22 protein-coding genes are annotated in these 25742 nt (G+C 69.0%); 12 read left to right on the top strand and 10 right to left on the bottom strand.

Going from position 1 to position 25742, the window contains the following annotated elements:
* Window positions 1-144: 144 nt before the first annotated feature.
* The 3 genes from PcP3B5_RS10835 (at window position 145) to PcP3B5_RS10825 (ending at window position 4361) form a co-directional block, all read left to right on the top strand.
* Window positions 145-936 carry a crotonase/enoyl-CoA hydratase family protein gene (locus PcP3B5_RS10835; RefSeq protein ID WP_009619097.1) on the top strand — a complete coding sequence of 264 codons (792 nt, stop codon included), beginning with the start codon at window positions 145-147 and terminating at the stop codon, window positions 934-936.
* Window positions 937-1267: 331 nt separating this feature from the next.
* A complete protein-coding gene (locus PcP3B5_RS10830; protein WP_237143083.1) occupies window positions 1268-2623 on the top strand; it encodes a collagen-like triple helix repeat-containing protein in 1356 nt (451 codons plus the stop codon).
* Between the two features lie 79 nt (window positions 2624-2702).
* The gene (locus tag PcP3B5_RS10825) at window positions 2703-4361 is read left to right on the top strand and encodes a ShlB/FhaC/HecB family hemolysin secretion/activation protein (RefSeq protein ID WP_061561237.1); all 1659 of its coding nucleotides are present in this window, start codon (window positions 2703-2705) and stop codon (window positions 4359-4361) included.
* Between the two features lie 14 nt (window positions 4362-4375).
* Here PcP3B5_RS10825 and PcP3B5_RS10820 read toward each other — a convergent pair whose 3' ends face one another.
* Window positions 4376-5122 (bottom strand): spermidine synthase, encoded by a 747-nt coding sequence (locus PcP3B5_RS10820; RefSeq protein ID WP_009619094.1) that lies wholly within the window; start codon window positions 5120-5122, stop codon window positions 4376-4378.
* A gap of 219 nt (window positions 5123-5341) precedes the next feature.
* Between PcP3B5_RS10820 and PcP3B5_RS10815 the strand changes: the two genes are divergently transcribed.
* Complete coding sequence (locus tag PcP3B5_RS10815; RefSeq protein ID WP_061561236.1) at window positions 5342-6688, top strand: class II 3-deoxy-7-phosphoheptulonate synthase; 1347 nt, start codon at window positions 5342-5344, stop codon at window positions 6686-6688.
* Between the two features lie 34 nt (window positions 6689-6722).
* Here the strand turns inward: PcP3B5_RS10815 and PcP3B5_RS10810 are convergent, their stop codons facing one another.
* On the bottom strand, window positions 6723-7199 hold the full coding sequence (locus PcP3B5_RS10810) for a DUF1289 domain-containing protein (RefSeq protein ID WP_009619092.1): 477 nt from the start codon (window positions 7197-7199) through the stop codon (window positions 6723-6725).
* Window positions 7200-7591: 392 nt separating this feature from the next.
* On the opposite strand from PcP3B5_RS10810, the gene acnB reads away from it, so the two are divergent.
* The 5 genes from acnB to PcP3B5_RS10785 all read left to right on the top strand — a co-directional run bounded on the left by acnB (window position 7592) and on the right by PcP3B5_RS10785 (window position 13427).
* Complete coding sequence (acnB, locus tag PcP3B5_RS10805) at window positions 7592-10201, top strand: bifunctional aconitate hydratase 2/2-methylisocitrate dehydratase (RefSeq protein ID WP_009619091.1); 2610 nt, start codon at window positions 7592-7594, stop codon at window positions 10199-10201.
* A gap of 371 nt (window positions 10202-10572) precedes the next feature.
* Window positions 10573-10788, top strand: a complete 216-nt coding sequence (locus tag PcP3B5_RS10800; protein ID WP_009619090.1) for a cysteine-rich CWC family protein — start codon at window positions 10573-10575, stop codon at window positions 10786-10788.
* Complete coding sequence (locus PcP3B5_RS10795) at window positions 10788-11483, top strand: pseudouridine synthase (RefSeq protein WP_043266974.1); 696 nt, start codon at window positions 10788-10790, stop codon at window positions 11481-11483. The genes PcP3B5_RS10800 and PcP3B5_RS10795 overlap by 1 nt, the downstream gene beginning before the upstream one ends.
* Window positions 11484-11566: 83 nt before the next feature.
* On the top strand, window positions 11567-12604 hold the full coding sequence (locus PcP3B5_RS10790) for a L,D-transpeptidase (RefSeq protein ID WP_009619088.1): 1038 nt from the start codon (window positions 11567-11569) through the stop codon (window positions 12602-12604).
* A gap of 82 nt (window positions 12605-12686) precedes the next feature.
* Window positions 12687-13427: a murein L,D-transpeptidase catalytic domain family protein gene (locus PcP3B5_RS10785; protein ID WP_061561235.1), complete on the top strand. Its 741-nt coding sequence runs from the start codon at window positions 12687-12689 to the stop codon at window positions 13425-13427.
* A gap of 400 nt (window positions 13428-13827) precedes the next feature.
* On the opposite strand, the gene PcP3B5_RS10780 is transcribed toward PcP3B5_RS10785, so the two are convergent.
* The 4 genes from PcP3B5_RS10780 to PcP3B5_RS10765 are packed head-to-tail and all read right to left on the bottom strand — an operon-like array spanning window position 13828 to window position 18619.
* Window positions 13828-14709: an efflux RND transporter periplasmic adaptor subunit gene (locus PcP3B5_RS10780; protein ID WP_009619086.1), complete on the bottom strand. Its 882-nt coding sequence runs from the start codon at window positions 14707-14709 to the stop codon at window positions 13828-13830.
* A 14-nt stretch (window positions 14710-14723) separates the two neighbouring features.
* Window positions 14724-14924, bottom strand: coding sequence for a DUF1656 domain-containing protein (locus tag PcP3B5_RS10775; protein WP_024128300.1), 201 nt, complete (start codon window positions 14922-14924; stop codon window positions 14724-14726).
* A gap of 4 nt (window positions 14925-14928) precedes the next feature.
* Window positions 14929-17109 carry an FUSC family protein gene (locus PcP3B5_RS10770; RefSeq protein ID WP_061561234.1) on the bottom strand — a complete coding sequence of 727 codons (2181 nt, stop codon included), beginning with the start codon at window positions 17107-17109 and terminating at the stop codon, window positions 14929-14931.
* Window position 17110: 1 nt separating this feature from the next.
* Entirely contained in the window at window positions 17111-18619 is a 1509-nt protein-coding gene (locus PcP3B5_RS10765; RefSeq protein WP_082816289.1) for an efflux transporter outer membrane subunit, read from the bottom strand.
* A 198-nt stretch (window positions 18620-18817) separates the two neighbouring features.
* Here PcP3B5_RS10765 and PcP3B5_RS10760 point away from each other — a divergent pair, with 198 nt between their 5' ends.
* Window positions 18818-19756: a LysR family transcriptional regulator gene (locus PcP3B5_RS10760; protein ID WP_009619078.1), complete on the top strand. Its 939-nt coding sequence runs from the start codon at window positions 18818-18820 to the stop codon at window positions 19754-19756.
* 132 nt (window positions 19757-19888) lie between these two features.
* Window positions 19889-20863 (top strand): 2-hydroxyacid dehydrogenase, encoded by a 975-nt coding sequence (locus tag PcP3B5_RS10755; RefSeq protein WP_061561232.1) that lies wholly within the window; start codon window positions 19889-19891, stop codon window positions 20861-20863.
* 99 nt (window positions 20864-20962) lie between these two features.
* On the opposite strand, the gene PcP3B5_RS10750 is transcribed toward PcP3B5_RS10755, so the two are convergent.
* Window positions 20963-21871: a DMT family transporter gene (locus PcP3B5_RS10750; RefSeq protein ID WP_061561231.1), complete on the bottom strand. Its 909-nt coding sequence runs from the start codon at window positions 21869-21871 to the stop codon at window positions 20963-20965.
* Window positions 21872-22008: 137 nt separating this feature from the next.
* Between PcP3B5_RS10750 and PcP3B5_RS10745 the strand changes: the two genes are divergently transcribed.
* Complete coding sequence (locus PcP3B5_RS10745) at window positions 22009-22884, top strand: helix-turn-helix domain-containing protein (RefSeq protein ID WP_061561230.1); 876 nt, start codon at window positions 22009-22011, stop codon at window positions 22882-22884.
* 352 nt (window positions 22885-23236) lie between these two features.
* Here the strand turns inward: PcP3B5_RS10745 and PcP3B5_RS10740 are convergent, their stop codons facing one another.
* From PcP3B5_RS10740 to PcP3B5_RS10730, 3 genes are read right to left on the bottom strand one after another with little or no spacing between them, the layout of a single operon-like run.
* On the bottom strand, window positions 23237-23560 hold the full coding sequence (locus PcP3B5_RS10740; RefSeq protein ID WP_009619072.1) for a DUF3325 domain-containing protein: 324 nt from the start codon (window positions 23558-23560) through the stop codon (window positions 23237-23239).
* Window positions 23560-25089: a PepSY-associated TM helix domain-containing protein gene (locus PcP3B5_RS10735; protein WP_061561229.1), complete on the bottom strand. Its 1530-nt coding sequence runs from the start codon at window positions 25087-25089 to the stop codon at window positions 23560-23562. The genes PcP3B5_RS10740 and PcP3B5_RS10735 overlap by 1 nt, the downstream gene beginning before the upstream one ends.
* A complete protein-coding gene (locus PcP3B5_RS10730; protein WP_009619068.1) occupies window positions 25086-25379 on the bottom strand; it encodes a DUF3649 domain-containing protein in 294 nt (97 codons plus the stop codon). The genes PcP3B5_RS10735 and PcP3B5_RS10730 overlap by 4 nt, the downstream gene beginning before the upstream one ends.
* Window positions 25380-25742 lie beyond the last annotated feature (363 nt).

Below are 25742 nucleotides of genomic sequence, written 5' to 3'. Positions count from 1 at the left end.
GCCGTGACAGGCCGGCGCGTATCATACCGGAAAAATGCCGTCGATGTGCGGCTTTTCCGCTGTCGCTGGCCGAACGGTCAAGACTTGCACAATCGGCCACCCGCCGTCTATACCGAGCAGGGCCACCTGCCAGGAGCACGCGCCGTGAACCCTACCAGCGAACCCCGCGTCACCGTCACGCGCCGCGGCCACCTCCTGCTGCTGGGCCTGAACCGGCCGCAGAAGCGCAACGCCTTCGACCAGCGCATGCTCGACGAACTGATGCTGGCCCTGGGCGACTACGAACGCGACGACGACCTGCGCTGCGCGCTGATCGTCGCCCACGGCGAACACTTCAGCGCCGGCCTCGACCTGGCCGACGTCAGCCAGCGCCTGCACGACGGCTGGCAACTGCCGGCCGGCGCGGTCGACCCCTGGGGCACCCTCGGCGGGCCGCGGCTGAGCAAGCCGCTGGTGGTCGCCGTGCAGGGCTACTGCTACACCATCGGCATCGAGCTGATGCTGGCGGCGGACATCTGCCTGTGCGCCAGCACCGCCCGCTTCGCCCAGATGGAGGTGCGCCGCGGCCTGCTGCCCCTGGGCGGCGCCACCCTGCGCCTGCCGCAGGTGGCCGGCTGGGGTAACGCCATGCGCTGGCTGCTCAGCGGCGACGAGTTCGATGCCCACGAAGCCTGGCGCCTGGGCCTGGTGCAGGAAATCCACCCGCCCGAAGAGCTGCTGCCCGAAGCCCTGAAGCTGGCCGCGCGCATTGCCCGCCGCGCCCCGCTGGCCGTGCGCGCCACCCTGGCCTCGGCGCGGCGCGCCCAGGAACAGGGAACGGCGCAGGCCATCCGCGAGTTGCCGCAGCAACTCAAGGCCCTGCTGGCCAGCGAGGATGCCCGCGAAGGCCTGCAGTCGCTGCTGGAAAGACGCGAAGGCAACTTCTCCGGCAACTAGCCCCGGCGCCCCGCCCTTCGCGACGACGCCCGCGCGCCTTCGCCGCACCCCGGCAAAGCGCTATATCGAAAGTATTAAATCGCCCCGCGAAGGCCGCCAATCGCCTTGAAAGCACCGGTGAATCGCCAGGGCGAAAACGACCAAACGACTATCTACAAGAGGCAATTTCGCCCTCCCGACAAAGCACGAAGACTGTGCCGGAAATCAGGAGAGGCGCTCTTCCCGCTGGCGGATCGAGGCTTCCCCTGAAACACCAGAGCCCGTCAGGGAGGAGCCCAACAAGATGTCTGGTCCCATTCGTGTATTCGCATTGTCTCTTCTGGTCGTTGCCATGTCGCTGCAAGGGTGCAGCAGCAAGGGCGGCCATCACAGCAGCGTCGCCAGTTCCGGGAGCGGTTCCGGCCAGGGCGCCGGCGACGGCGGCTCGGGTAGCGGTGGCGATGGCAGCGGTTCCGGCGGTACTGGCGGCAACGGCAGCGGTGGCGACGGCGGGACCGGCGGCAACAACGGTGGCGGCGACGGCGGTAACAATGGCGGCGGAACCGGCGGTACCACTCCCAGCACCACCAGCACCATCCTCAGCAATACCGGCGAAGCGGTCAGCGCCCTGGGCAACACCGTCAACGGCGTCGGCGGCGTGGTCAAGGGCATTGACCTGCCGGTGGTCGGCAGTGGCGTGAGCGAAGGCGCCAGCAACGTCATCCAGGACGTCGGCCAGGGCGTGAACAGCCTGGGCAGCGGTATCACCAACGGCATCGGCCAGCTCGGCAGCAATCCCAATGCCCTGGGCACCACGGTCGCCGGCGCCACCGGCACGGTTAGCAGCGTCGGCAACGCGGTCAGCGACCTGGGCGGCACCGTCGCCGCGGTGGGCGCCAACACCCCGCTGAAGCCGGTGACCGCCACCCTGGGCGGCGTGGTCGATGGTGTCGGCGGGCAGATCAGCATGCTCGGCGACTCCCTCAGCGGCGCCGTCACCAGCGGCCCGCTCAGCCCGCTGACCAAGCAGCTCAGCGCCACCACCGCCGGCCTGGTCGGCCAGGTCGAGGGCGTGACCCAGCAGGTCGGCGCCACCACCGGCCTGGGCGCGCCGGTGAACAACCTGGTGACCACGGTCGGCGGCCTGGTGGGCCAGGTCGGCACCCAGCTCGGCAGCGCCACGCCGGTCCTCGCGCCGGTGGGCAGCGTCGTGACCAACGTCGGCGAGGCCGTGAGCGCGACGGGCGGCCTGGTCAACGCACCGGCCGGCAGCAGCCCCGGCAACCCGATCGGCGGGCTGCTCTCGGGCGTCACCGGCGCCCTGGGCGGCGCCACTGGCAGCAGCAATCCGGTCGGCGGCCTGCTCTCCGGCGTTACCGGCACCCTGGGCGGCGCCACCGGCAGCAGCAGCCCGGTCGGCGGCCTGCTCTCCGGCGTCACCGGCACCCTGGGCGGCGTCACCGGCGGCAGCAGCCCGGTCGGCGGCCTGCTCTCCGGCGTTACCGGCACCCTGGGCGGCGCCACCGGCAGCAGCAATCCGGTCGGCGGCCTGCTCTCCGGCGTCACCGGCACCCTGGGCGGCGTCACCGGCAGCGTCGGCAGCAACGGCCTGGCCAGCAACGGCGGCCTGCTCGGCGGCACCCTGGGCACCGTGGGCGGCCTGCTGGGCGGCGTGACCGGCAGCCTGGGCGGCAAGTCCGGAAACTGACGGCAAGCCCGCCAAAGCGAACGGCGAAGGGTCGGCAACGGCCCTTCGCCCTTTCATTTAACGGCTTCAGGGAGAAGCCATGCGCAAGCTGACCGTAGTAACGCTGTTGTTAGCCAGCCCCCTCGCCTGGGCCGACCGCCCCATCCAACTGCCCGGTTCCGACATCGAACAGAGCCTGCCCAGGCCCAACCTGCCCGGCGGCGACGTGCGCCCGCAGGCGCCGCGGGTCAGCACCCCGGCGGCCGCGCAGCCGCAGCAGTTGCTCGAACGGCGCATCCGCCTGCGGCGCATCGAAGTCGCCGGCGGCGGCCACTACCCCATCGCCACCTGGAAGCCCCTGCTGGAGCCGCTGACCCGCCGCGAGATCAAGATCGGCGAACTGGTGGCGGCGGCCAAGGCCATCACCCGGCGCTACCAGGACGACGGCTACCTCATTTCCTTCGCCTACGTGCCCAACCAGGATTTCCGCGGCGGCGTCGGGCGCATCATGCTGATCGAAGGCCACCTGCGCGAAGTGCGCAGCGCCGGCGACCTGGGCGTGCACCAGGCCCGCGTGGAGCGCTGGATCGAGCGCCTGAAGGCCGAGCAGCCGCTGACCCGCGCCAGCTTCGAGCGCTTCAGCGTGCTGATGAGCCGGGTTCCCGGCCTGAAGATGGACATGGTCCTCAACCCGCCGACCACCACCGATGGCGGCGCCGTGCTGGAGATGCTCGGCAGGCACGAGATGGTCACCACCGGCGCCGACTTCGACTCGCGCCACGGCAACCCGCGCGGGCTGTTCAACGCCACCCTGGCCTCGCTGCTGGGCCGCGGCGAACAACTGCAGTTCAGCTACCTCTACCCGCCCGGCGACGACAAGGAGCACTACCGCGCCTGGAACTACAGCCAGCTGCTGGGCGACAACGGCCTGCAACTGATGGCCGGCTACAGCCACTACAACGCCAGCCTGGAAGACCGCGTGGTGATCGGCCCGCTGCAGTACGCGCGCAAGCGCGAGAACGAACGGGTAAGCGCCGGCCTGGGCATCCCCGTGCTGCTGCGCCGCGACCTCACCTGGGACGTCAACCTGCGCGCCTACACGGTCGACGACAGCAGCCGCTACGACCTGCTGGCGCCGGCCACGCCCTACAGCGTGAAGCTGCGCAGCAAGTTGCGCGTGGTGGGTGTCGATACCCTGGTCCAGCAGTTCGCCGAGAAGCAGGCGCGCGCCGGCAGCCTGGCCGTCTACAAGGGCCTGAACGCCTTCGACGCGCAGAGCACCGCGCCGGCGAAGAAGGACTTCACCCGCGTGCTCGGCTTCGGCGCCCAGCAGAACCAGTTCGGCGAACGCATGCAGGGCGTGGCCAACGTCAGCTTCCAGTGGGCCCACGACAGCCTGCCGGACTCCGAGCAGATCACCTACGGCGGCGCCAACTTCGGCCGCGGCTATCCGGACGACCAGGCCACCGGCGACAAGGGCTGGGGCGCCTCCTACGAGGTGAACTACTCGTTCCTCTGGCAGAACAGGTGGATGAACCAGCTGCAGCCCTACCTGGTGGTGGATGGCGCGCGCACCCACTACAACGCCAACGGCCAGCCCGGCGCCAAGCTCGGTTCCGGCGCCGTCGGGGTGCGCTTCTCCAACCGCAAGCAGTACGTGCTGGGAATGGAAGTGGCCAAGCCGTTCGCCGACCGCGCCATCGACAACGACGAGCGCAGCCCGCGGCTGAACCTGACGCTCAGCTACCAGCTCCCCTGAACGGGCGCCCGCCGCTACTGCGCGGGGCGTAGCGCGTCGATGTAGACGCCCAGGTCGTAGCCCAGGTCGCCCTGCAGGGCCTTGGCGCGCTTTTTCAGCCCGCGCGGCTCCAGGCTCTGCTCGACGTCGGCGGGCACGAAGACGATCACGTTGCCCTCCGGCACCGGGCATTCCAGGTAGTGGCGGTGGAAGCGCCCGCGCAGCAGGGCCGCGCCCAACGGGCGGCCGTCGTCGGTGCTCCACTGGTTGATGATCAGCCAGCCGCCGGGGCGCAGCTTGTCGCGGCAGGCGCCGAGGAAGTCCCAGCCCAGGTGCGCCGGCGCCGGCCCGGTGTCGGTGTAGAGGTCGAGGAAGATCAGGTCGGCCGGCGCGCAGTTGCCCAGCTCCTCCACAGCATCGCCGATGCGCAACCGCAGGCGCGGCTCGTCCACCAGGCCCAGGTGCTCGCGGGCCAGGCGCGGGATCGCCGGGCGCAGCTCGACGGCCTCCGCCTCGTCCAGCGCCAGGTGCTTCAGGCAGGCCTGGGTCAGGCTGCCGGCGCCGAAGCCGAGGAACAGCGCGCGGCGCGGCGCGGGGTGGCACAGCGCGCCCAGCAGCATGGCGCGGGAATAGTCGTACTCCAACCAGGCCGGATCGCCGATGCGCACGCAGCTCTGCTCCACCTCCTCGCCGAACTCCAGGTAGCGGTAGCCGCCCTGCTCCACCACGCGGATCACCCCGTAGGCGTCGCGCTCCTCGGCTATCAGCAGGTCCTCGCTCATGCCCGGCGCCCCCGGCCACGGCAACGGGCGCCAGCGCGCGGCCGGCGATGCGGAAGGGTATTGGAAGGCAGGCTCTGGTACACGCGGGCTCTCCGCAGGGCAAGGACGGCGACGGCCGCGGGCTCATGGAAGGCGAAGGATACCAGCCCCGCCGCGCTGAAGGTGGCCGCGCCCGGTGTTACCATGGGCGACTACCCGCCATTGCCCCGCGAGCCCCCGATGAGCCAGACCTGGAGCCCCGACAGCTGGAGAAGCCGCCCCATCCAGCAGCAACCCGCCTACCCCGACGCCGCGCGCCTGCAGCAGGTCGAGCAGACGCTCGCCGGCTACCCGCCGCTGGTGTTCGCCGGCGAGGCCCGCGAGTTGCGCCGGCAGTTCGCCGAGGTCACCGCCGGGCGCGCCTTCCTGCTGCAGGGCGGCGACTGCGCCGAGAGCTTCGCCGAGTTCTCCGCGGCGAAGATCCGCGACACCTTCAAGGTGCTGCTGCAGATGGCGGTGGTGATGACCTTCGCCGCCGGCTGCCCGGTGGTGAAGGTCGGGCGCATGGCCGGGCAGTTCGCCAAGCCGCGCTCCTGCGGCGAGGAAACCGTGGGCGACCTGACCCTGCCGGCCTACCGCGGCGACATCGTCAACGGCATCGGTTTCGACGAGGCCAACCGCGTGCCGGACCCGCAGCGCCTGCTGCAGGCCTACCACCAGTCCACCGCCACCCTCAACCTGCTGCGCGCCTTCGCCCAGGGCGGCTTCGCCGACCTCCACGAAGTGCACCAGTGGAACCTCGACTTCATCGCCAACTCGGCCCTGGCGGAAAAATACAGCCAGCTCGCCGGGCGCATCGACGAAACCCTCGCCTTCATGCGCGCCTGCGGCCTGGACACGGCCCCGCAACTGCGCGAGGTGAGCTTCTTCACCGCCCACGAGGCGCTGCTGCTGAACTACGAGGAAGCCTTCATCCGCCGCGACAGCCTGACCGGCGGCTGGTACGACTGCTCGGCGCACATGCTCTGGATCGGCGACCGCACCCGCCAGCTGGACGGCGCCCACGTCGAGATGCTGCGCGGGGTGGGCAACCCCATCGGCGTCAAGGTCGGGCCGAGCATGGGCGACGAGGAGCTGCTGCGGCTGATCGACATCCTCAACCCGGACAACGACCCCGGCCGCCTCAACCTGATCGTGCGCATGGGCGCCGACAAGGTCGGCGACGGCCTGCCGCGGCTGATCCGCACCGTTCAGCGCGAAGGCCGCCAGGTGCTGTGGAGCTGCGACCCGATGCACGGCAACACCATCAAGGCCTCCAGCGGCTACAAGACCCGCGACTTCGCGCGCATCCTCGCCGAGGTGCGGCAGTTCTTCGAGGTGCACAAGGCCGAGGGCAGCCACGCCGGCGGCATCCACATCGAGATGACCGGGCAGAACGTCACCGAATGCATCGGCGGCGCGCGGCCGATCACCGAAGCCGGGCTCAGCGACCGCTACCACACCCACTGCGACCCGCGGCTGAACGCCGACCAGTCGCTGGAGCTGGCCTTCCTCATCGCCGAGACGCTGAAGCAGGCGCGGCGCTGAGCCGACGAACGGCGCCCGCGCGGCGGGCGCCGGTTCAGACGCGCAGGTCCATGCCCTCGCGGAGGAAGCGCGGGGCGATGTAGCGGTCGTAATGGGCCTCGGAAAGCAGGAAGAACTCGCGGTCGATGGCATCGCGCAGCTCCGGCAGCGGCCGTTCGCGGAACTCCGGCAGCAGGGCCACGCCGTAGGCATCGAGGTTCTGGATCAGCCGCGAGCCGCGGGCGATCAGCTGGTAGGCCCAGCAGTACGGCGACTGCTCGGGGACGAAGCGGATCTGCCGCTGTTCCAGCTGGGCGCGCAGCCGCGGCGCGTCGAACACCTCCAGCTTGGCCACCATCACCTGCACCAGCAGCACCTCCAGGCGCTTCCACACCGCGCGCTTCTCCTCCTCGCCGTACAGGTTCCAGTTCACCACCTCGTGGTGAAAACGCTTGCAGCCACGGCACACGAGGTCGCCGTAGACGGTGGAACAGAGGCCGACACAGGGGGTCTTGATGCGCTGGGAGGACATGGGCGGAACAGCTTCTTGAGGCATAAGGCAGTGCGGCATCTTAGCCCTTTGTCTAGGCAATATCACCCTTGCCCGCCCAGCATTGCCGCTTACTTTCGGCAATGAATTCCAGTAGAATCAGCCCGCCTTTCACAAGGCGCAATGCCCGTTCGAAGCTGTTTTCAAAGCGTCACGAAGCACAGATTCCGGCAGCCGCGCGGTCTGGGCGCCCCCCTCAAGCGCCCAGTCCCCCTCGTCCCAGGCCCTCCGGCGTAAAACTTTGAAAACAGCTTCTGTCTGGAGGCTGCCGGTGCCGTCGTAGGTCCGTGGATTACCGTCCACCATGCCTGACGAATGGATCGGCGAGGTCTCCTGGATACGCGTCCCACGGGACCACTGATGAGGGAAATACTGTGCTTGAAGCCTACCGCAAACACGTAGAAGAGCGTGCCGCCCAGGGTGTCGTGCCCCAGCCGCTGAACGCCGAACAGACCGCCGGTCTGGTCGAACTCCTGAAGAACCCGCCGGCCGGCGAAGAAGAATTCCTCCTCGACCTGATCACCAACCGCGTCCCGCCGGGCGTGGACGAGGCCGCCTACGTCAAGGCCGGCTTCCTCTCCGCCGTCGCCAAGGGCGAAGCCACCTCCCCGCTGATCAGCAAGGCCCGCGCCGTCGAGCTGCTGGGCACCATGCAGGGCGGCTACAACATCGCCACCCTGGTCGAACTGCTGGACAGCGCCGAGCTGGCCGAAGTCGCCGCCGCGCAACTGAAGCACACCCTGCTGATGTTCGACGCCTTCCACGACGTTTCCGAACGCGCCAAGAAAGGCAACGCCGCCGCCAAGGCCGTGCTGCAGTCCTGGGCCGACGGCGAGTGGTTCCAGGCCCGCCCGGCGGTCGCCGAGAAGATCACCCTGACCGTGTTCAAGGTGCCCGGCGAAACCAACACCGACGACCTGTCCCCGGCCCCCGACGCCTGGTCGCGCCCGGACATCCCGCTGCACGCCCTGGCCATGCTGAAGATGGCCCGCGACGGCATCGAGCCGGTACAACCCGGCGCCGTCGGCCCGCTGAAGCAGATCGAAGCGGTCAAGGCCAAGGGCTTCCCGGTCGCCTACGTCGGCGACGTGGTCGGCACCGGTTCGTCCCGCAAGTCCGCCACCAACTCGGTGCTGTGGTTCTTCGGCGACGACATCCCCTACGTGCCGAACAAGCGCGCAGGCGGCTTCTGCTTCGGCACCAAGATCGCCCCGATCTTCTACAACACCATGGAAGACGCCGGCGCCCTGCCGATCGAGTTCGACTGCACCAACCTGGCCATGGGCGACGTCATCGACGTGTACCCCTACGAAGGCAAGGTCGTGCGTCATGACAGCGGCGAACTGGTCACCACCTTCGAGCTGAAGACCCCGGTTCTGCTCGACGAAGTCCGCGCTGGCGGCCGTATCCCGCTGATCGTCGGCCGCGGCCTGACCGAGAAGGCGCGCGCCGAACTGGGCCTGGCCCCGTCCGAGCTGTTCAAGAAGCCCGAAGCCCCCGCCGACAGCGGCAAGGGCTACACCCTGGCGCAGAAGATGGTCGGTCGCGCCTGCGGCCTGCCGGAAGGCAAGGGCGTGCGTCCGGGCACTTACTGCGAACCGAAGATGACCACCGTCGGTTCCCAGGACACCACCGGCCCGATGACCCGCGACGAGCTGAAGGACCTGGCCTGCCTGGGCTTCTCCGCCGACCTGGTGATGCAGTCCTTCTGCCACACCGCGGCCTATCCGAAGCCGATCGACGTCAAGACCCACCACACCCTGCCGGACTTCATCATGACCCGCGGCGGCGTGTCCCTGCGTCCGGGCGACGGCATCATCCACAGTTGGCTGAACCGCATGCTGCTGCCCGACACCGTCGGCACCGGCGGCGACTCGCACACCCGCTTCCCGATCGGCATCAGCTTCCCGGCAGGTTCCGGCCTTGTGGCCTTCGCCGCCGCAACCGGCGTAATGCCGCTGGACATGCCCGAATCGGTCCTGGTGCGCTTCAAGGGCAAGCTGCAACCGGGCATCACCCTGCGTGACCTGGTCCACGCCATCCCCTACTACGCCATCCAGCAGGGCCTGCTGACCGTCGAGAAGAAAGGCAAGAAGAACATCTTCTCCGGCCGCATCCTCGAGATCGAAGGCCTGAACGACCTGACCGTCGAGCAAGCCTTCGAGCTGTCCGACGCCTCGGCCGAACGCTCCGCCGCCGGTTGCACCATCAAGCTGCCGGAACAGGCCATCGCCGAATACCTGAAGTCGAACATCACCCTGCTGCGCTGGATGATCGGCGAAGGCTACGGCGACGCCCGCACCCTGGAGCGCCGCGCGCAAGCGATGGAAGCCTGGCTGGCCAACCCGCAACTGCTGGAAGCCGACAAGGACGCCGAATACGCCGCGGTCATCGAGATCGACCTGGCCGACGTCAAGGAGCCGGTGCTCTGCGCCCCGAACGACCCGGACGACGCCCGCCTGCTGTCCAGCGTGCAAGGCCGCAAGATCGACGAGGTGTTCATCGGTTCGTGCATGACCAACATCGGTCACTTCCGCGCCGCCGGCAAGCTGCTGGACAAGGTCAAGGGCGGCATTCCGACCCGTCTGTGGCTGGCCCCGCCGACCAAGATGGACGCCCACCAGCTGACCGAGGAAGGCTACTACGGCATCTACGGCAAGGCTGGCGCGCGCATGGAAATGCCGGGCTGCTCGCTGTGCATGGGTAACCAGGCGCGCGTACAGACCGGTTCCACCGTGGTCTCCACCTCCACCCGTAACTTCCCGAACCGCCTGGGCGATTCCACCGACGTGTTCCTGGCGTCGGCGGAGCTGGCCGCCGTGGCTTCGATCATCGGCAAGCTGCCGACCGTCGAGGAGTACATGGCCTACGCGAAGGACATCGACAGCATGTCTGCCGATATCTACCGCTACCTGAGCTTCGACCAGATCGCCGAGTTCAAGGAAGCTGCTGCGAACGCCAAGATTCCGGTCGTTCAAGCCTAAGCCTTTCGGCGTGAGGAAAGCCCTGGCCGGTACGGCGGGGCTTTGAAAGGAATGCCGTTTCTTCCCCTGGGAGAAACGGCATTTTTTATTTGGGCTCCAGGCGCCTATGGCGTTATTTGCCGAATCGCGGGCGTAGGAGCAACTGTCTTGCAAGCCGCGCCGGGGGGCTCTTCGTAGGATGGGTTGAGCTTGCGATACCCATGCGGTGGCGCTGATGGGTATCGCTTCGCTCAACACCATCCTACGGGCCTCGTGCTTGCCGGCCACGCCGGACACCCCGGTGGCATGAACACCCCCAGGCATCCGATTCCCCTTGCACCCCGGCGCCGCCCGCTGCACCCTGTGCCCCCGGCAAAGCACCGACCCGCACCATGACCGACACCCCCGATCCCACCCGTTGCCCCCTCTGCGGCCAGCGCAACAGCTGCAGCCAGGCCGACCCGGACGCCGACGGGACGCTCTGCTGGTGCTTCCAGACGCGCATCGACCCCGCCGCCCTGGCCCGCGTCCCGCCACAACTGCTCGACCGCGCCTGCCTGTGCCCGCGCTGCGCGCAGAGCCTGCCGCCCGACGACGAACCCGCCTGATGCGCCTGGACCGCTTCCTCACCAACCTGCCCCGCTTCAGCCGCCAGGACGCGCGCCTGCTGCTGGCCGCCGGACGCCTGACGGTGGACGGCGCAGTGGTCCGCGACGGCCGCCACGAGGTGCGCGAGTTCAGCCGCGTGGAGCTGGATGGCGAGGTGCTGCAGGCCGGCCGCCCGGCGCGCTACTTCATGCTGCACAAGCCCGCCGGCTGCGTCAGCGCCACCCGCGACCCGGAGCACCGCACCGTGCTCGACCTGCTCGACGAACCGGACAAGCACGAACTGCACATCGGCGGGCGGCTGGACTTCAACACCACCGGCCTGCTGCTGATCACCAACGACGGCCAGTGGTCGCGGCGCATGACCCTGCCCGGGCGCAAACTGCCCAAGGTCTACTACGTGGAGACCGAGCAGCCGATCGAGGCGCACTACGCCGAAGTATTCGCCCGCGGCCTGTACTTCCGCTACGAGGACCTCACCACCCTCCCCGCGCAGCTGGAGATCCTCGCACCGCGGGCGGCGCGCCTGACCCTCCATGAAGGCCGCTACCACCAGGTCAAGCGCATGTTCGGGCACTTCCAGAACAAGGTCACCCGCCTGCACCGCGAACGCATGGGCGGCCTGGCCCTGGACCCGCAGCTGGCGCCGGGCCAGTACCGAGCCCTGAGCGCCGCCGAGCTGGCCGCGCTGGGCTGAGGCCTGCCGTCCGGCATCGCGAATTGCAGGGGCGGCTCGGCCCCGACTAAGCTGCGAGGACGCCCGCGCATCGAAGGAATACGATGAAGATCCTGTCTTTCGCCCTGCTGCTGTTCAGCCTGGTCGCCCTCCCCGTCGAGGCCAACTCCAGCCACGCCTCGCCGCTCAACGACCTGCAGGCGGCGCTGAAGAAGCTCAAGCCCGGGCAGTTCCTCTGGTACCCGGAGATTTCCCCGCAGGGCCCGGTCACGGTGGTGGTCAGCCTCACCGAGCAGCGCGCCTACGTGTACCGCAACGGCATCGCCATCGGCGTTGCCACGGTCAGCACCGGCAAGCGCGGCAAGGAAACCCCCACCGGCGTGTTCACCATCCTGCAGAAGAAGGTGGAATACCACTCCGACCTGTACGACAGCGCGCCCATGCCCTACATGCAGCGCCTGACCTGGGACGGCATCGCCCTGCACGCCGGCAACCTGCCCGGCTACCCCGCCTCCCACGGCTGCATCCGCCTGCCCATGGCCTTCGCCAAGAAGCTCTACGAGGTCACCGGCTTCAGCAACACCACGGTGATCATCTCCGACGCCAGGAGCTCGCCGGTGGAGGTCTACCACCCCGGCCTGCTCGCCCCGCAGGTGAGCGAAGGCAAGGCCAGCGGCCCGGCCAGCCCGGCGGTGGAACCCTACTGGAGCGACCCGGGCGAAAGCCTCGGGCCGATCTCGGTGCTGATCAGCCGCGCCGACCGCCGCGCCTACGTATACCGCGGCGGCACCCAGATCGGCAGCGCCCCGGTGGCCCTCGACAACCCCGGCGCGCGCACCGGCGTGGCGGCCTTCTCGCTGCTGGAGCGGCCCACCCCGGAACAGCTGGCCAGCGCCAGCCCCAACCTGCGCTGGAGCGCGGTACAAGTGAGCAACCCGCAGGCCGGCCTGACCCCCGCCGAACAGCTCGGCCAGTTCAGCATGGACGCGCACTTCCTGCACTCGCTGCTGCTGGCCATGGACGTCGGCAGCACCCTGGTCATCACCGACCTGCCGTCCAGCCGCGAGACGCGCAGCAACCCGGACTTCACGGTGATCACCACCAACGACCGACAAGCGGTACCGGCACCGGTCAAAAAATGAGCGAGAATCCCCCCTAATTTCGCGCACTTGCATGCGCAATCGAAAACAGACCTTAGGAAGTGACAAAGGGGGGAACGGCGCCATGCCGTCCATATCCACCGTCTGGGGGAAACTCCGGCCGCTGCTCGCCGTGGGCGCGCTCTACGCGCTCGGCAGCAGCCTCGCCCAAGCGGCGCTGCCCAGCGCCGAGGAACTCCACCGCCTGGCCCCGGCCACCAACCTGCAGGCCCTGCGCCTGGCGCTCAGCGCCTACCAGTGCGCCAACGCCGCGCAACTGGGCGGGCGCGACGAACTGCTGACCGTCATCGACTACTCCAAGGCCTCGCGCGACAAGCGCCTGTGGGTGTTCGACCTGCAGCGGCGCAAGCTGCTGTTCGAGGAGTGGGTGGCCCACGGCAAGAACAGCGGCGACGACCTCGCCACCTCGTTCTCCAACCGCCCGAACAGCTACCAGTCGTCCATCGGACTGTACCAGACCGGCCAGACCTACCGCGGCAAGCACGGCCGCTCGCTGCGCCTGCTGGGCCTGGAACCGGGCTTCAACGACAACAGCGAAGAGCGCGCCATCGTCATGCACGCGGCAGCCTACGCCGATCCCAGGGTGGTCCCCGACCTCGGCCGCCTGGGCCGCAGCCAGGGCTGCCCGGCGGTGCGTCCGCAGGTGGCGCAGAAGCTGATCGACACCCTGCAGAAAGGCAGCTACGTGTTCGCCTATTACCCGCAGCAGGAATGGCTGAGCAACTCGCAATTCCTCGCCGGCGCCAGCTGCAGCGTGGCCAAGGCACAGAACCTGGGGCGCAGCGCCACCCTGGCCAAGCGCTGAAGCGCTTTTCGTAGGATGGGTTGAGCTTGCGATACCCATGCGGTCATGGTGATGGGTATCGCTTCGCTCAACCCATCCTACGGGCTTCTCCGCGATGGCCGGAGGTTCCGGCGCGGTTCGCGGATGAGATCCGCTTACACGCTGCCCCACCTACGCCATTCCATGTAGGAGCGCGCCCTGCGCGCGAATCGCGGGCAGGGCCCGATCCTACAGGTTGCCGGGAAACACGGTATTCCTCCCCCGTAGGAGCGGACCTTGTCCGCGATAGCCGGACGTCCCGGCGCGATTCGCGGATGAGATCCGCTCCTGCACGCTGCCCCACCCGCGCCATTTCGCACCCTGCGCCGGGAAAAACGAACGGGGGCCGAAGCCCCCGTTTTTTACCTGACGCGCATTGCGCTCACTGCGCCGTCGCGTCCTGGCTGCCCGGGTTGACGATCACCGTGGTGGTGATACCCGCCGCCAGCAGCACACCTTCCGGCACTTCGTCGATGTGGATGCGCACCGGCACGCGCTGGGCCAGGCGCACCCAGTTGAAGGTCGGGTTGACGTCGGCGACCAGCTCGCGGCTTTCCGGGTTGTCGCGGTCGTAGATGGCGCGGGCGATGCTTTCCACGTGGCCCTTCAGGCGCTGGCCGCTCATCAGCTGCAGCTCGGCCGGGTCGCCCACGGCGATGTGCGGCAGCTTGGTTTCCTCGAAGTAGCCGTAGACCCAGTAGGAATTCTCGTCGACCACCGCCATCTTCGCCTCGCCAGCGCGGGCGTAGTCGCCGCGGTGCACGTTGAGGTTGGTCACGTAACCGTCCACCGAGGCGCGCACCTGGGTGCGCTCCAGGTTCAGCTTGGCGGCGTCCAGCGCGGCCAGGGCCTGCTGGTAGTCGGCCTCGGCGGCGGCGGCGGTGTTGCTGGCATCGTCCAGGCTCTCGCGGGACACCACTTCGTTGTCCATGGCGGCGCGGCGCCTGGCGTTGAGCTGGCGCATCTTCAGCGTGGCCAGGCGCGAGGCGACCTGGGCCTCGGCCTGCTTCACGGCGATGCGGTAGTGGTCGGGGTCGATCTGCATCAGCAGGTCGCCCTTCTTCACCTGCTGGTTGTCGCGCACCGGCACCTCGACCACCACGCCGGACACGTCCGGGGCGACGTTGATGATGTCGGCGCGCACGCGGCCGTCGCGGGTCCAGGGGGTGTCCATGTAGTTCACCCAGAGGGTGCGGCCGATGAACACGGCGACCACCAGGATGATCAGGGTCGCCAGCAGGCTGAAGACGGATTTCAAGGTCATGGGTAACTGGCTCGTTATCGGTAGACGGTCAGGGACAGGCCGCCGAACAGGCAGGCGAACAGGCACACGCGGAACAGCGCCGGGTGCCAGGTGAAGCGGTACAGGCCGATGGAGGCGAAGACGCGGTCGATGCCCCAGCAGATCACCGCCGCGACCACGAAGAGCACGGTGAGGGTCGGCATGTAGACGCCGTGGAAGGCGATTTCCCGCGGCAGGTCGTCAAGCAGCATGGCTGGCGGTTCCTTGGCTGGCATCACGCAGCGGCGACTGCGGGTCGAGCAGCGTGGTGCGGATGAAGTGCAGGTAGCTGACCACCCGGCGCAGGGGCGAACTCTCGAAGTCCGGCGCGCACGGCTCCTCGGTGGCCTTGGTGGTGAGGATGGCATGTTCCACGGCGGCCAGGGCGCGCTCACGGTTGGCCTCGCCCGGCTGCACGAACAGGCGGATCAGCGCGCGGCCCATGCTGCGGATGGCCTGGCGCCAGGGCATGTCCTCGGCGTAGCAGGGCTCGTCGGGCAGCCGCTCCTGCTCTTCGCGCAGCTCGATGATCGAGTGGCCCACTTCCAGCACCAGGAACATCCAGCGCAGCAGGCTGCGCTGCACGTCCGGGCGGCGCGCGGCGAGGCCGTAGGCCTGGTTCATCAGGTCGCGGGTGGCGCTCTCGAAGGTCGCGCCCAGGCCGGCGAGCCTGCCGCTGATGGCTTGCACCACGCGCATCCGCAGATCCTTCTCCAGGCGCCGCCAGAGCCAGGCCGCGGTAGGCGGCAGGAGCACGCCGACCAGCACCGCCGCGGCGCCCTGCGAGAGCACCAGGGCGATGTACTCGTTGAGGGTGCGGCCGGCGTCGTAGACGGTCATGTTGGCCGGGACGGCGCCGAAGCAGAAGAAGATCAGCAGGCCCATGCCGTAGCCGGCATAGGCCGGTTTCACCGAGAGGTAGGCGCCGATCACGAACACCGGGGCGATGGCCACGCACAACAGGGGGAAGCCGTCCAGGTGGGGGAACACGAAGTAGGTCTCGGCGAAACCCAGGATGGCGGCGAAGAAGGTGCCCACGGCCATCTGCGCGGCCATCTTCGAGGGGTCCGGCGCGGCCGAGACCAGCGCCGCGACGGCGGCGGCGTTGAGCACGAAGGTACTGCCGCTGGGCCAGGCGGTCTCGATCCAGAACACCCCGAACAGCAGCACCATCACCGCGGTGCGGCCGCCGGCCACCAGCGCGCCGACCAGGTTGGCCTTGGGCGAGAAACCGAACTTCCAGTTCTCCCGCTCGTGGCGGTGCTCGGCCAGCGAGGCATGCGTCAGGGTGTAGTCGTGCAGGTCGGCGACCAGCCGGTAGAGCAGCTCGCCGGCGGTGTTGAAGTCCAGCCGCTCGGAAACGTCCTCGACCTTCTCGCGCAGCCCGGCGCGGGCCTCGCGGATGCGCTGCATCATGTCCTGGCGCTGCGCCGCGATCTGCTCGGCGAGCACCGCCGCGTCGCTGTCGGTGAGCGGCTTGCCCTTCCACGGCTGGAGCATTTCCCGCAGCAGTTCCAGGCACGGCTCCAGGGCCTGCAGCACGCGCTGGCTGTCCTGGCCGCGCAGGCGTTCGAGCAACTGGTGCAGGGCGTGGTAGCGCGTGGTCAGCACCATGAACTCATTGTTCAGCCGCGCCAGGCGGCCGCCGCGCAGGCGCATGTGCGGGTCTTCGAACATGGTCGCGGTGCGCAGCGTCTCCAGGCCCACGGCCTGGGACACGAAGTTGACGTTGGCCGCCTCGAAGCGCTGGCGCTGGCCGCCGCCGAGGTTGTCGAGGACGAACCAGGCGAAGGCGCCGAAGCGCTGGTAGAGGGCGTTGCGCATGGCCGCGGCGGAGGTCTGCGGCAGCACCACGGCGCTGACCACGGTCGAGCAGAGGATGCCCAGGCTGATCTCCAGCACCCGCCACACCGCCGACATGAAGGCGGCTTCGGGGTGCTGGGTGGCGGGCAGGCCGATCAGCGTCGCGGTGTAGCCGGCCAGCACGCAGGCGTAGGAGCGGAAGTCGCGGTAGCGCGCGGCGCCGGCGGTGCAGGCGCCGACCCACAGCGCCACCACCAGCAGGAACAGCACCCGCTCCTGGGCGAACACGGCGATCAGCGCCACCATCACCGTCAGCCCCACCAGGGAGCCGAGGATGCGGTAGAAGCTCTTGGCGAACACCTGGCCGCTCTGCGGCTGCATCACGATGAACACGGTGATGGTCGCGGTGCTCGGCTGCGGCAGCTCCAGGCGCATGGCCAGCCACAGGGTGAGCATGGCGGCGGTCAGCACCTTGGCGACGTAGACCCAGGTCACGCCGTCGCTGCGCGCCCATTCGAAGAAGGCGCGGCGCACCTCCTCCAGCGGCGAGCGGGTCTGCAAGGCTTGGCTGCTGGCCATCTCAGCGCTCGCTCAGCGGCCGCACGGAGACGGTCTCGGGGACCATCCTGTGCTCGCCCGGCGCGTCCTTGGCCGCCATCAGGCCGCCGCCCAGGGCCACCACCAGGCCGGCGTGGGTTTCCAGGCGCGCGGCCTGCACCTGCTGCAGGGTCAGCTGCTGCTGGAACAGGCGGGTCTGGGCGTTGAGCACGTTGAGGTAGTCGGTCAGGCCGCCGCGGTAGGCCTTGGTGGCGATGTCGTAGGTTTTCTGCGCGGAGGCCACCGCCTGCTCGGCGAGGCTCTGCTGCTTCTCCATCGAGTGGGTGCGGATCAGTTGGTCGGAAACGCCCTTGAGCGCCCGCACCAGGGTCTGGTTGTACTGCGCCACGGCGGCGTCGTAGCCGGCCGACTCCTGGCCCAGCTGGGCGCGGCGGCGGCCGCCGTCGAAGATCGGCAGGGAAATCGCCGGGCCTGCGCTGTAGGTGAACTTGCGCGCGGTGATGAACTCCAGCATGCCGCCACCGACGGCGCTGTAGCCCAGGCTGGCGATCAGGTCGACGTTGGGATAGAACTCGGCGCGGGCCACGTCCACGCCCTTGGCCTGGGCGGCGACCTTCCAGCGCATGGCGACCACGTCCGGACGGCGGCCGACCAGTTCCAGCGGCAGCGCGCTGGGCAGCCCCGGCAGCTTCGCCAGGGCCAGCTTCGGCCGTACCAGCGCGGCGCCGGCGCCCGGGCCCTTGCCGGCCAGGGCGGCGATCTGGTTGCGCGACAGGGCGATGGCTTCCTCGATGGCGTCGATCTTGCGCTTGGTCTCCGGCAGCGGCACCTCGGCCTCGCTGACCTCGAACTGGGTGCCCAGGCCCCCGGCCAGGCGGCGCTGGGCCAGGGAGAGAATCTGCTGCTGCTGTTCCAGCATGGCCTCGGCGATGTCCAGCTCGGCGTACTGCAGCGACATCTGGATGTAGGCGCGGACGAGGTTGCTCTCCAGCTCCAGCTGGGCCATGCGCGCCTCGGCGGCGGTCATGTAGGCCACGTTCATGTAGCGCTCGGTGTTGCTGCGCTCGCGGCCCCAGAGGTCTAGGTTGTAGGAGAAGCCCAGGGAAGCGTTGTTGTTCCAGCTGGTGGTGTCGGCCAGGTCGCCCGGGCCGTAGAAATAGTCGGTGGGCCACTTGTGACGGGTCAGCGAAGCATCCGCGCCGACCTGCGGCGACTCGGCGGACTCGGCCACCCCGGCCATGGACAGCGCCATGCGCACCCGCGCCTCGGCCTCGGAAAGGCTCGGGCTGTTGTCCAGGGCGGTTTGCACCCAGGTGTTCAACTGCGGGTCGCCAAAAGCGCGCCACCACTGCTCGGCCGGCCACTTCGCATCGCGGTTGGCGGACTGGATGGCGGCATCGGTGGCCAGTTGGTCATTGCCCAGGCGCTGTTCCTGCGGGGCGATGCCATGGGTACTGATGCAACCGGCAATTGTTGAGAAAACGACAAAGGAGCCGACGAACGCCAGTCCTTTCACGAGGTGACGCGACACGATTGAGGATCCTGGAGGGTGAGCTTGCTGTTTCAGCGTAGAGGATGCCGAAGAAACCATTCGGGCGAGTAAATTCTAGGGAGACGCGGCGAAACGGATAAGACGGCCAATTTGTGAATCTTTATTACCGATAATGAAATAATGTGGCCGGATGTCTCATGTGACAATAAGCCACCCTGTCGTTCCCGAGGGCTCCGAATGGACACTCTGCAAACCATGCGCGCGTTCGTCTGCGTGGCCGAGACCGGCAGCTTCACCGCCGCGGCCCAGCAGCTGGGCACCACCACCGCCTACGTCTCGCGCGCCGTGGCCAACCTGGAAACCCACCTGCGCGCGCGCCTGCTCAACCGCACCACCCGGCGCATCGCGCTGACCGAGGCGGGCCAGCGCTACCTGCTGCGCTGCGAGCAGATCCTCGCCTACGTCGAGGAAGCCGAAGCCGAGGCCGGCGACGCCCACGCCCGCCCCGCCGGGCGCCTGCGCGTGCATTCGATGACCGGCATCGGCCAGCACTACGTGATCCGCGCCATCGCCGGCTACCGCCAGCAGCACCCGGAAGTCAGCTTCGAACTGACCATGGCCAACCGCGTGCCCGACCTGCTCGACGAAGGCTTCGACGTGGCCATCGTGGTCGCCACCGAGCTGCCCGACTCCGGCCTGGTGTCGCAGCGCATCGGCGAGACCTACAGCATCCTCTGCGCCTCGCCCTCCTACATAGAGGCCCGCGGCGCGCCACGCACCCCCAGCGACCTGGTCAACCACGACTGCCTGCGCCTGGTCAGCCCGGTGCTGGCCCTGGACAAGTGGCTATTCGACGGCCCCAACGGCCAGGAAATGATCACCGTCGGCCCGCCGACCTTCCAGGTCAACGTCGGCGACGCCATGACCGAGGCCATCCGCTGCGGCATGGGCATAGGCGCGCTGCCGGTCTACTCGGCGCTGGAAGGCCTGGAGGACGGCTCGCTGGTGCGCGTGCTGCCGCACCACAAGCTGCAGCTGCTCAACGTCTACGCCCTGTACCCGTCGCGGCAGTACCTGGACGCCAAGATCAAGACCTGGGTCGGCTACCTGCGCGAGAACCTGCCCGGCGTGCTGCAGGCCGACGAGGCCGGCATGGCCCGCCCGCACCTGGCCTAGCCCGCGCCCGCGCGGCTTCGGCCGCGCGATAACCGCCCCGCATCCTCGCCGCCGGGGCCGCCGGGCTTGCCAAGGGCGGTGGCGGGGATGCTAGGGTTGCGCTCCCGTCTGTCAGTCGTTGCCTTCCCCACCATGAAAAAGAACGTCTTCGTCTTCAGCCGCCTGGCGCCCGAACACCTCGAACGCCTGCGCGCGCAATTCAACGTCACCGTGCTCGACCCGAAACTGGGTGACGTCGACGCCCAGTTCGCCGCCGCCCTGCCCCAGGCCCACGGCATGATCGGCGTCGGCCGCCCGCTGGGCGAGAAGCAACTGGCCCAGGCCGGGCAGCTGGAAGTCATCTCCAGCGTCTCGGTGGGCTACGACAACTACGACCTGGCCTACCTGAACCAGCGCGGCATCGCCCTGACCAACACCCCGGACGTGCTCACCGAAACCACCGCCGACCTCGGCTTCGCCCTGATCATGGCCGCCGCCCGGCGCACCGCCGAGCTGGACGCCTGGACCAAGGCCGGGCAGTGGAAGCGCACCGTGGACGCGCCGCTGTTCGGCGTCGACGTGCACGGCAAGAAGCTCGGCATCCTCGGCCTGGGCCGCATCGGCGCGGCCATCGCCCGCCGCGGCCGCTTCGGCTTCAACATGGACGTGCTCTACCACGGCAACAACCGCAAGCCGGAGCTGGAGCAGGAACTGGGCGCGCGCTACTGCGGCTTCGACGAACTGCTTGGCGAGGCCGACTTCGTCTGCGTGGTGGTGCCGCTGTCCGACGCCACCCGCAAGCTGATCGGCAAGCGCGAGCTGGAGCTGATGAAGCCCAGCGCCATCCTGGTCAACATCGCCCGTGGCCAGGTGATCGACGAAGCGGCGCTGGTAGAAGCGCTGCAGGAAAAACGCATCCTCGCCGCCGGCCTGGACGTGTACGAGAAGGAGCCCCTGGCCGAATCGCCGCTGTTCGCCCTGCCCAACGCGGTGACCCTGCCGCACATCGGCTCGGCCACCCACGAAACGCGCCTGGCCATGGCCGAATGCGCCCTGGAGAACTTCGAGACGGCGCTACGCGGCGAGCGGCCGAAGAACCTGGTCAACCCGCAGGTGTGGAAGGGCTGATCGCGGACGAAGTCCCTACAGGCCACACCGGGATGCTCTTCGTAGGATGGTGTTGAGCGAAGCGATACCCATCGCCGCGACCGCATGGGTTTCGCAAGCTCAACCCATCCTACGAAGAGCCACCTGCCCCGCCGCAACCGGCTTCGGCTTGCGAAACACCAGCACGTTGCCGGCCATCACCAGCGCCAGCCCGGCCAGGGCCGGCGCGCTCCACTGGTAGCCCTCCATGAACGCCGAGACGTTCAGCGCCACCACCGGGAACAGCACGGTGCAGTAGGCCGCGCGCTCCGGCCCCATGCGCCCGACCAGGGTCAGGTAGGCGGTGAAGCCGATCACCGAGCCGGGGATCGCCAGGTACAACAGCGAACCGACGTAGCGCGCGCTGCCGTCGAAGGTGAAGGGCACGCCCTGCACCAGGCAGATCGCCAGCAGGATCAGCGCGCCGTAGAGCATGCCCCAGGCATTGGTGCTCAGCGGGCGCAGCCCGGCCTTCTGCTGCAGGCTGGAGAGCAGGTTGCCGGCGGAGAAGCACAGCGTGCCCAGCAGCGCCAGGCCCAGGCCGTAGAAGGTCTCGCGGCTGGCGGCATGGCCGCTCAGCTCCGGCCAGAACAGCAGGGCCAGGCCGAGCAGCCCCAGGGCGCCGCCGCCGGCGACGTTCGGCGCGATGCGCTGGCCGAAGAAGATGCGCGCATTCAGCGCGTTCCACAGGGTGGCGGTGGAGAACACCACGGCGATCAGCCCACTGGGGATCCACTGGCTGGCGGTGTAGAAGCACAGGAAGTTCACGCAGAACAGGCACAGGCCCTGGGCCAGGCACAGCGCCTGGCCGCGCCGGCCCAGCGGCTGCAGGCGGCGGCTGAGCAGGAGAATGGCGAACAGCACCAGCGCCGCCAGGGCGAAGCGGTAGGCGATGGACAGCGCGATAGCGACCTCGCCGACCTGCAGCTTGATGGCGATCCAGGTGGTGCCCCAGATGAGCACCGTGAGCAGGTAGAGCGACAGGTTCATGGCTGGCCTCCGATCATGGGAAGCCAGTGTCCGCCCGCGCGCCCGGGCGCCGCTTGCAGATTCTTGCGCTTATTGCGACAACCGGGCTGGCAACGCGCGCGGGCGCGGGTAGAGTGGAGACCTGAAGGAGTCGCCCCATGTCCGCCATCGAACAGCTGCAGGTCTTCCAGTCCATGAACAGTTCGCCCAACGCCCGCCTGGAGCGTTGCGCCGAGCTGGGCGACGGCCTGTCCGCGGCCATGTGGAGCAACCGCCACGACGCCCGCGACTACCTCAGCCCCGACCACCACACGCTGTCCTGCTACCTGGCCGGCGGCACCGGCACCTTCCGCCGCGGCGCCCCCGGCGCCAAGGGCGCGCCGGACAAGCTGTGCATCATGCCGGCCGGCGAGGAAGCCTCGTGGATCGTCAACGGCGACATCCGCCTGGCGCACCTGTACTTCAGCCCGGAACGCTTCGCCTTGGGCTGCGTGCAGCTGCTCGACCGCGAACCGCGCGAGCTGCGGCTGCGCGAACACACCTTCCTCGACGACCCGCAGCAGGCCGCGCGCTTCCGCCAACTGGTGCAACTGGACTGGAACGAGCCGGGCGAACGCCTGCACACCAGCAGCCTGGCCCAGGCCATCGTCGACCACGCCCTGCTGACCCAGGTCGGCCGCCGCGACGGCCTGCGCCTGAAGGGCGGCCTGGCCCCTGCCCTGCGCCGGCGGCTGTGCGACTACATCGAGCAGAACCTCGCCGAACCGCTCAGCCTGGGCGAGCTGGCGGTGCTGGCAGCGCTTTCGGAATACCACTTCGCGCGCATGTTCCGCGAAAGCTTCGGCATGCCGCCGCACCAGTACGTGCTGGCCCGGCGCCTGGCCCGCGCCTGCGAACTGCTGCGCCAGGGCAGCCTGGCGCAGAGCGAGATAGCCCTGGCCTGCGGCTTCTCCAGCGCCAGCCACTTCGGCAACCGCTTCCGCGCGGCGCTGGGGGCTACGCCGGGGGAATACCGCGCGGCGTTCAACAGCTGAGCGACGAGGCTTTTCGTAGGAGCGAGGGGGACGCCTAGTTCTTGCTCGCGAATGGAGTATTCCCGGTTGCTCTGGTGTTGGGGTTAAGAGCGCCCTCTCCCTAACCCTCTCCCTGAAGGGAGAGGGGACCGTTGGGCAGAAACGGATGTTCTGAAGTTAGCCGGCAGCATCGAAAGCTACCGGCTGAAATCTGGCCTTCTCTCGGCACGGACAGCCCCCTCTCCCTTCAGGGAGAGGGTTGGGGAGAGGGGACGGAGTTCATCCAAACACCAATGACGCCAGGATAAGCCCCATTCGCGAGCAAGAACTAGGCGTCCCCCTCGCTCCTACGAAAAGCCCATCCCCCCAGCAATCACCCCAAAACTGCCAACACCCCACCCACCAGCGGCACCCCCGCCGCCGCCGGCAGCGCCAGGCGCGGCAGCCAGGCCAGCAGGGCCACCAGGGTGGTGGTGGCGAGCATCAGCAGGCAGGCCCAGTAGACCAGGCCCAGCTCGATGCCCAGCAGGTGGATGCAGTAGGCCAGCGCCAGGCCGCCGTCCACCAGCGCCACGCCACGCAGCAGGCGCACGCGGGCCTCGCTGGGCGCGCGGCCGAACAGCTCGCGGTGGTGGCGGGCGAGGCCCAGGCAGGCGGCGGTCATCGCCAGCAGGTTGAGACCGAAGACCAGCAGCATCAGGCGTACTCCCCTTCCACCCGTTCACGGCGGCGCGACCTGGCTTCGGGCGCCGGCGGGCGGCCCAGGCGCCAGGCCAGGGCGGCGCACAGCGCGCCGCTGAGCAGCAGCGCCAGGTCGATACCGGCGAGCAGCCAATCGCCGCGGGCCAGGCTGCTGGTCAGGCGGCCCGGCTCGGGGCCGAACAGCCCCAGCAGCGGCAGGCCCAGGGCCAGCACGGCGGCGACCAGCGCCTGCTCGCGGGCGGTGCGGCCGCTGCCCTGGCGCCACGCCGCGTGCAGCAGCGCCAGCAGCCAGACCACCACGAAGCTGGTGATTTCCCAGCGATCGCGCTGCGCCAGTTCCGCCGGCAGCAGGCGCGAGGCCGCCAGCAGCCCCAGGCTGGCCAGCGGCAGGCCGCCGCAGACCGCGGCGTTGAGCGTGCGCACCAGGCCCAGGCCGGCGCTGCCGCGGGCTTCGCGCTTGGCCACCCAGACCTGCAGGCCGCCGAAGATCATCCCGCAACCGACCAGGCCCAGCAGCAGGTAGAGGATGCGCACCAGGGTGCCGCCGAACTGCGCCATGTGCAGCCCGGTCAGCCAGGCGTAGGTCTTGTAGCCGTTGCCGTAGGGCGGCTGCACGTGCAGTAGCGCGCCGGTGGCGGCGTCGAAGGAAACGGTGCGCTGGTCGTTGACCATGCCGCGGTCCACGGCCCGGCGGATCTGCACCATGGACGAGGCGTCGTTGGGGTGTTCGAGGTTGATCCAGCCCACCCGGCTGTCGTCGCCCCACTGCTCGCGGGCGCGCTCGACCATGCGCGAGATCGGCTTCGGCGGCTTGGCCGGGCGGCCCAGCTCCTCGCGGTCGAAGGCGTGCTGCACCTCGTGTTCGAAGCGCTCGAAATCGCCCTTGTAGGCGACCTTGATGCCGGCCTGCATGTACAGGGTGATGAAGATCACCAGCCCGGTGTAGGCCAGCAGCACGTGGAACGGCAGGCCGATCACCCCCAGCACGTTGTGCGCGTCGAGCCAGCTGCGCTGGCGCGCCGCCTTCGGCCGCAGGGTGAAGAAGTCCTTGAAGATGCGCCGGTGGACGATCACCCCGCTGACCAGCGCCACCAGCATGAACATCCCGGCGATACCGACGATGTAGATGCCCAGGATGCCGGCGTGCAGGGCGTAGTGCAGCTCGAAGAAGAAGCCGCCGCCGACGGTTTTCGGCAGTTCCTCGCCGGTCTGGGCGTCGATCAGGAAGGAGCGGAAGGCGCTGAGGTCGCTGGGCACCCAGCCGGCGGTCCAGTAGGGCCCGCGCTCGGTCGGCGGCAGCATCCAGTAGGCATGGGCCTTGGGCGCACGCTCGACCAGGGCGGCGTGGACCTGGTCCACGCCCACCGCCGGCTGCTGCGCCTCGTGCAGTTGCGGCAGCATCCAGCGCGTCAGCTCCGGCTCGAAGCACGACAGGCTGCCGGAGAAGATCACCACGAACAGCAGCCAACTGACCAGCAGGCCGCTCCAGGTATGCAGTCCGGACATCGACTGGCGCAGGCTCATGGGCGCACTCCGAAGTCGTGGGGCAGGAACGCGGCCAGCGCCAGCAGCGCGCTCAACGCCAGCGGCACCAGGCAGGCGCGCCAGGTGCTGCGGGCGGCGAACACGTAGAGGATGGCCACCACCCAGACCATGAAGCAGCCCAGGCTGGCGAAGGCCACGCGGTCGGCGCGGGCCAGCGGCAGGTAGACGCTGAGGAAGGCGGTGCTGGTGTAGGCCAGGGCATAGCCGCCGAACAATGCGGCCAGGATGCGCGCGCTGAGTTGCGCGCCGAAGCGGCCCTTGCTGCTCATGGGCGTACCTCGGGCTGGAACGGCGGGAATCCGGACGGGTGCATGGCTGTGCTCACCTGCTGACAGAAGTTCACCCCGAACAGGGGTGGGCAAAAGCGGAAATTTATATGAAATGCGTTCGCATTTGAAAGAGATACGCAAGAACGGATGTGAATAATCCCGCGCCTCTTCCCCACCATCAGGGCATTCCAGGCCGGGCGTAGGCGCTGTGGCTGAGCGCGCCCGAGGCCGGCAGGAAGTTGTCCTGGGCGCAGGGCGCGCAGCAGCGGGCGCGGCGACGTGTTGGGGAAGCGGGACATGCTGTGGATTTCCTCGTTCGCACAGGCGGGATTGCACAGAGGCCGAACGACCGTGGAAAACCTG

Origin of the sequence: Pseudomonas citronellolis (genome assembly GCF_001586155.1) — a bacterium.
Lineage (GTDB): Bacteria > Pseudomonadota > Gammaproteobacteria > Pseudomonadales > Pseudomonadaceae > Pseudomonas > Pseudomonas citronellolis.
This window is presented reverse-complemented; position numbering and strand designations above follow the sequence as displayed.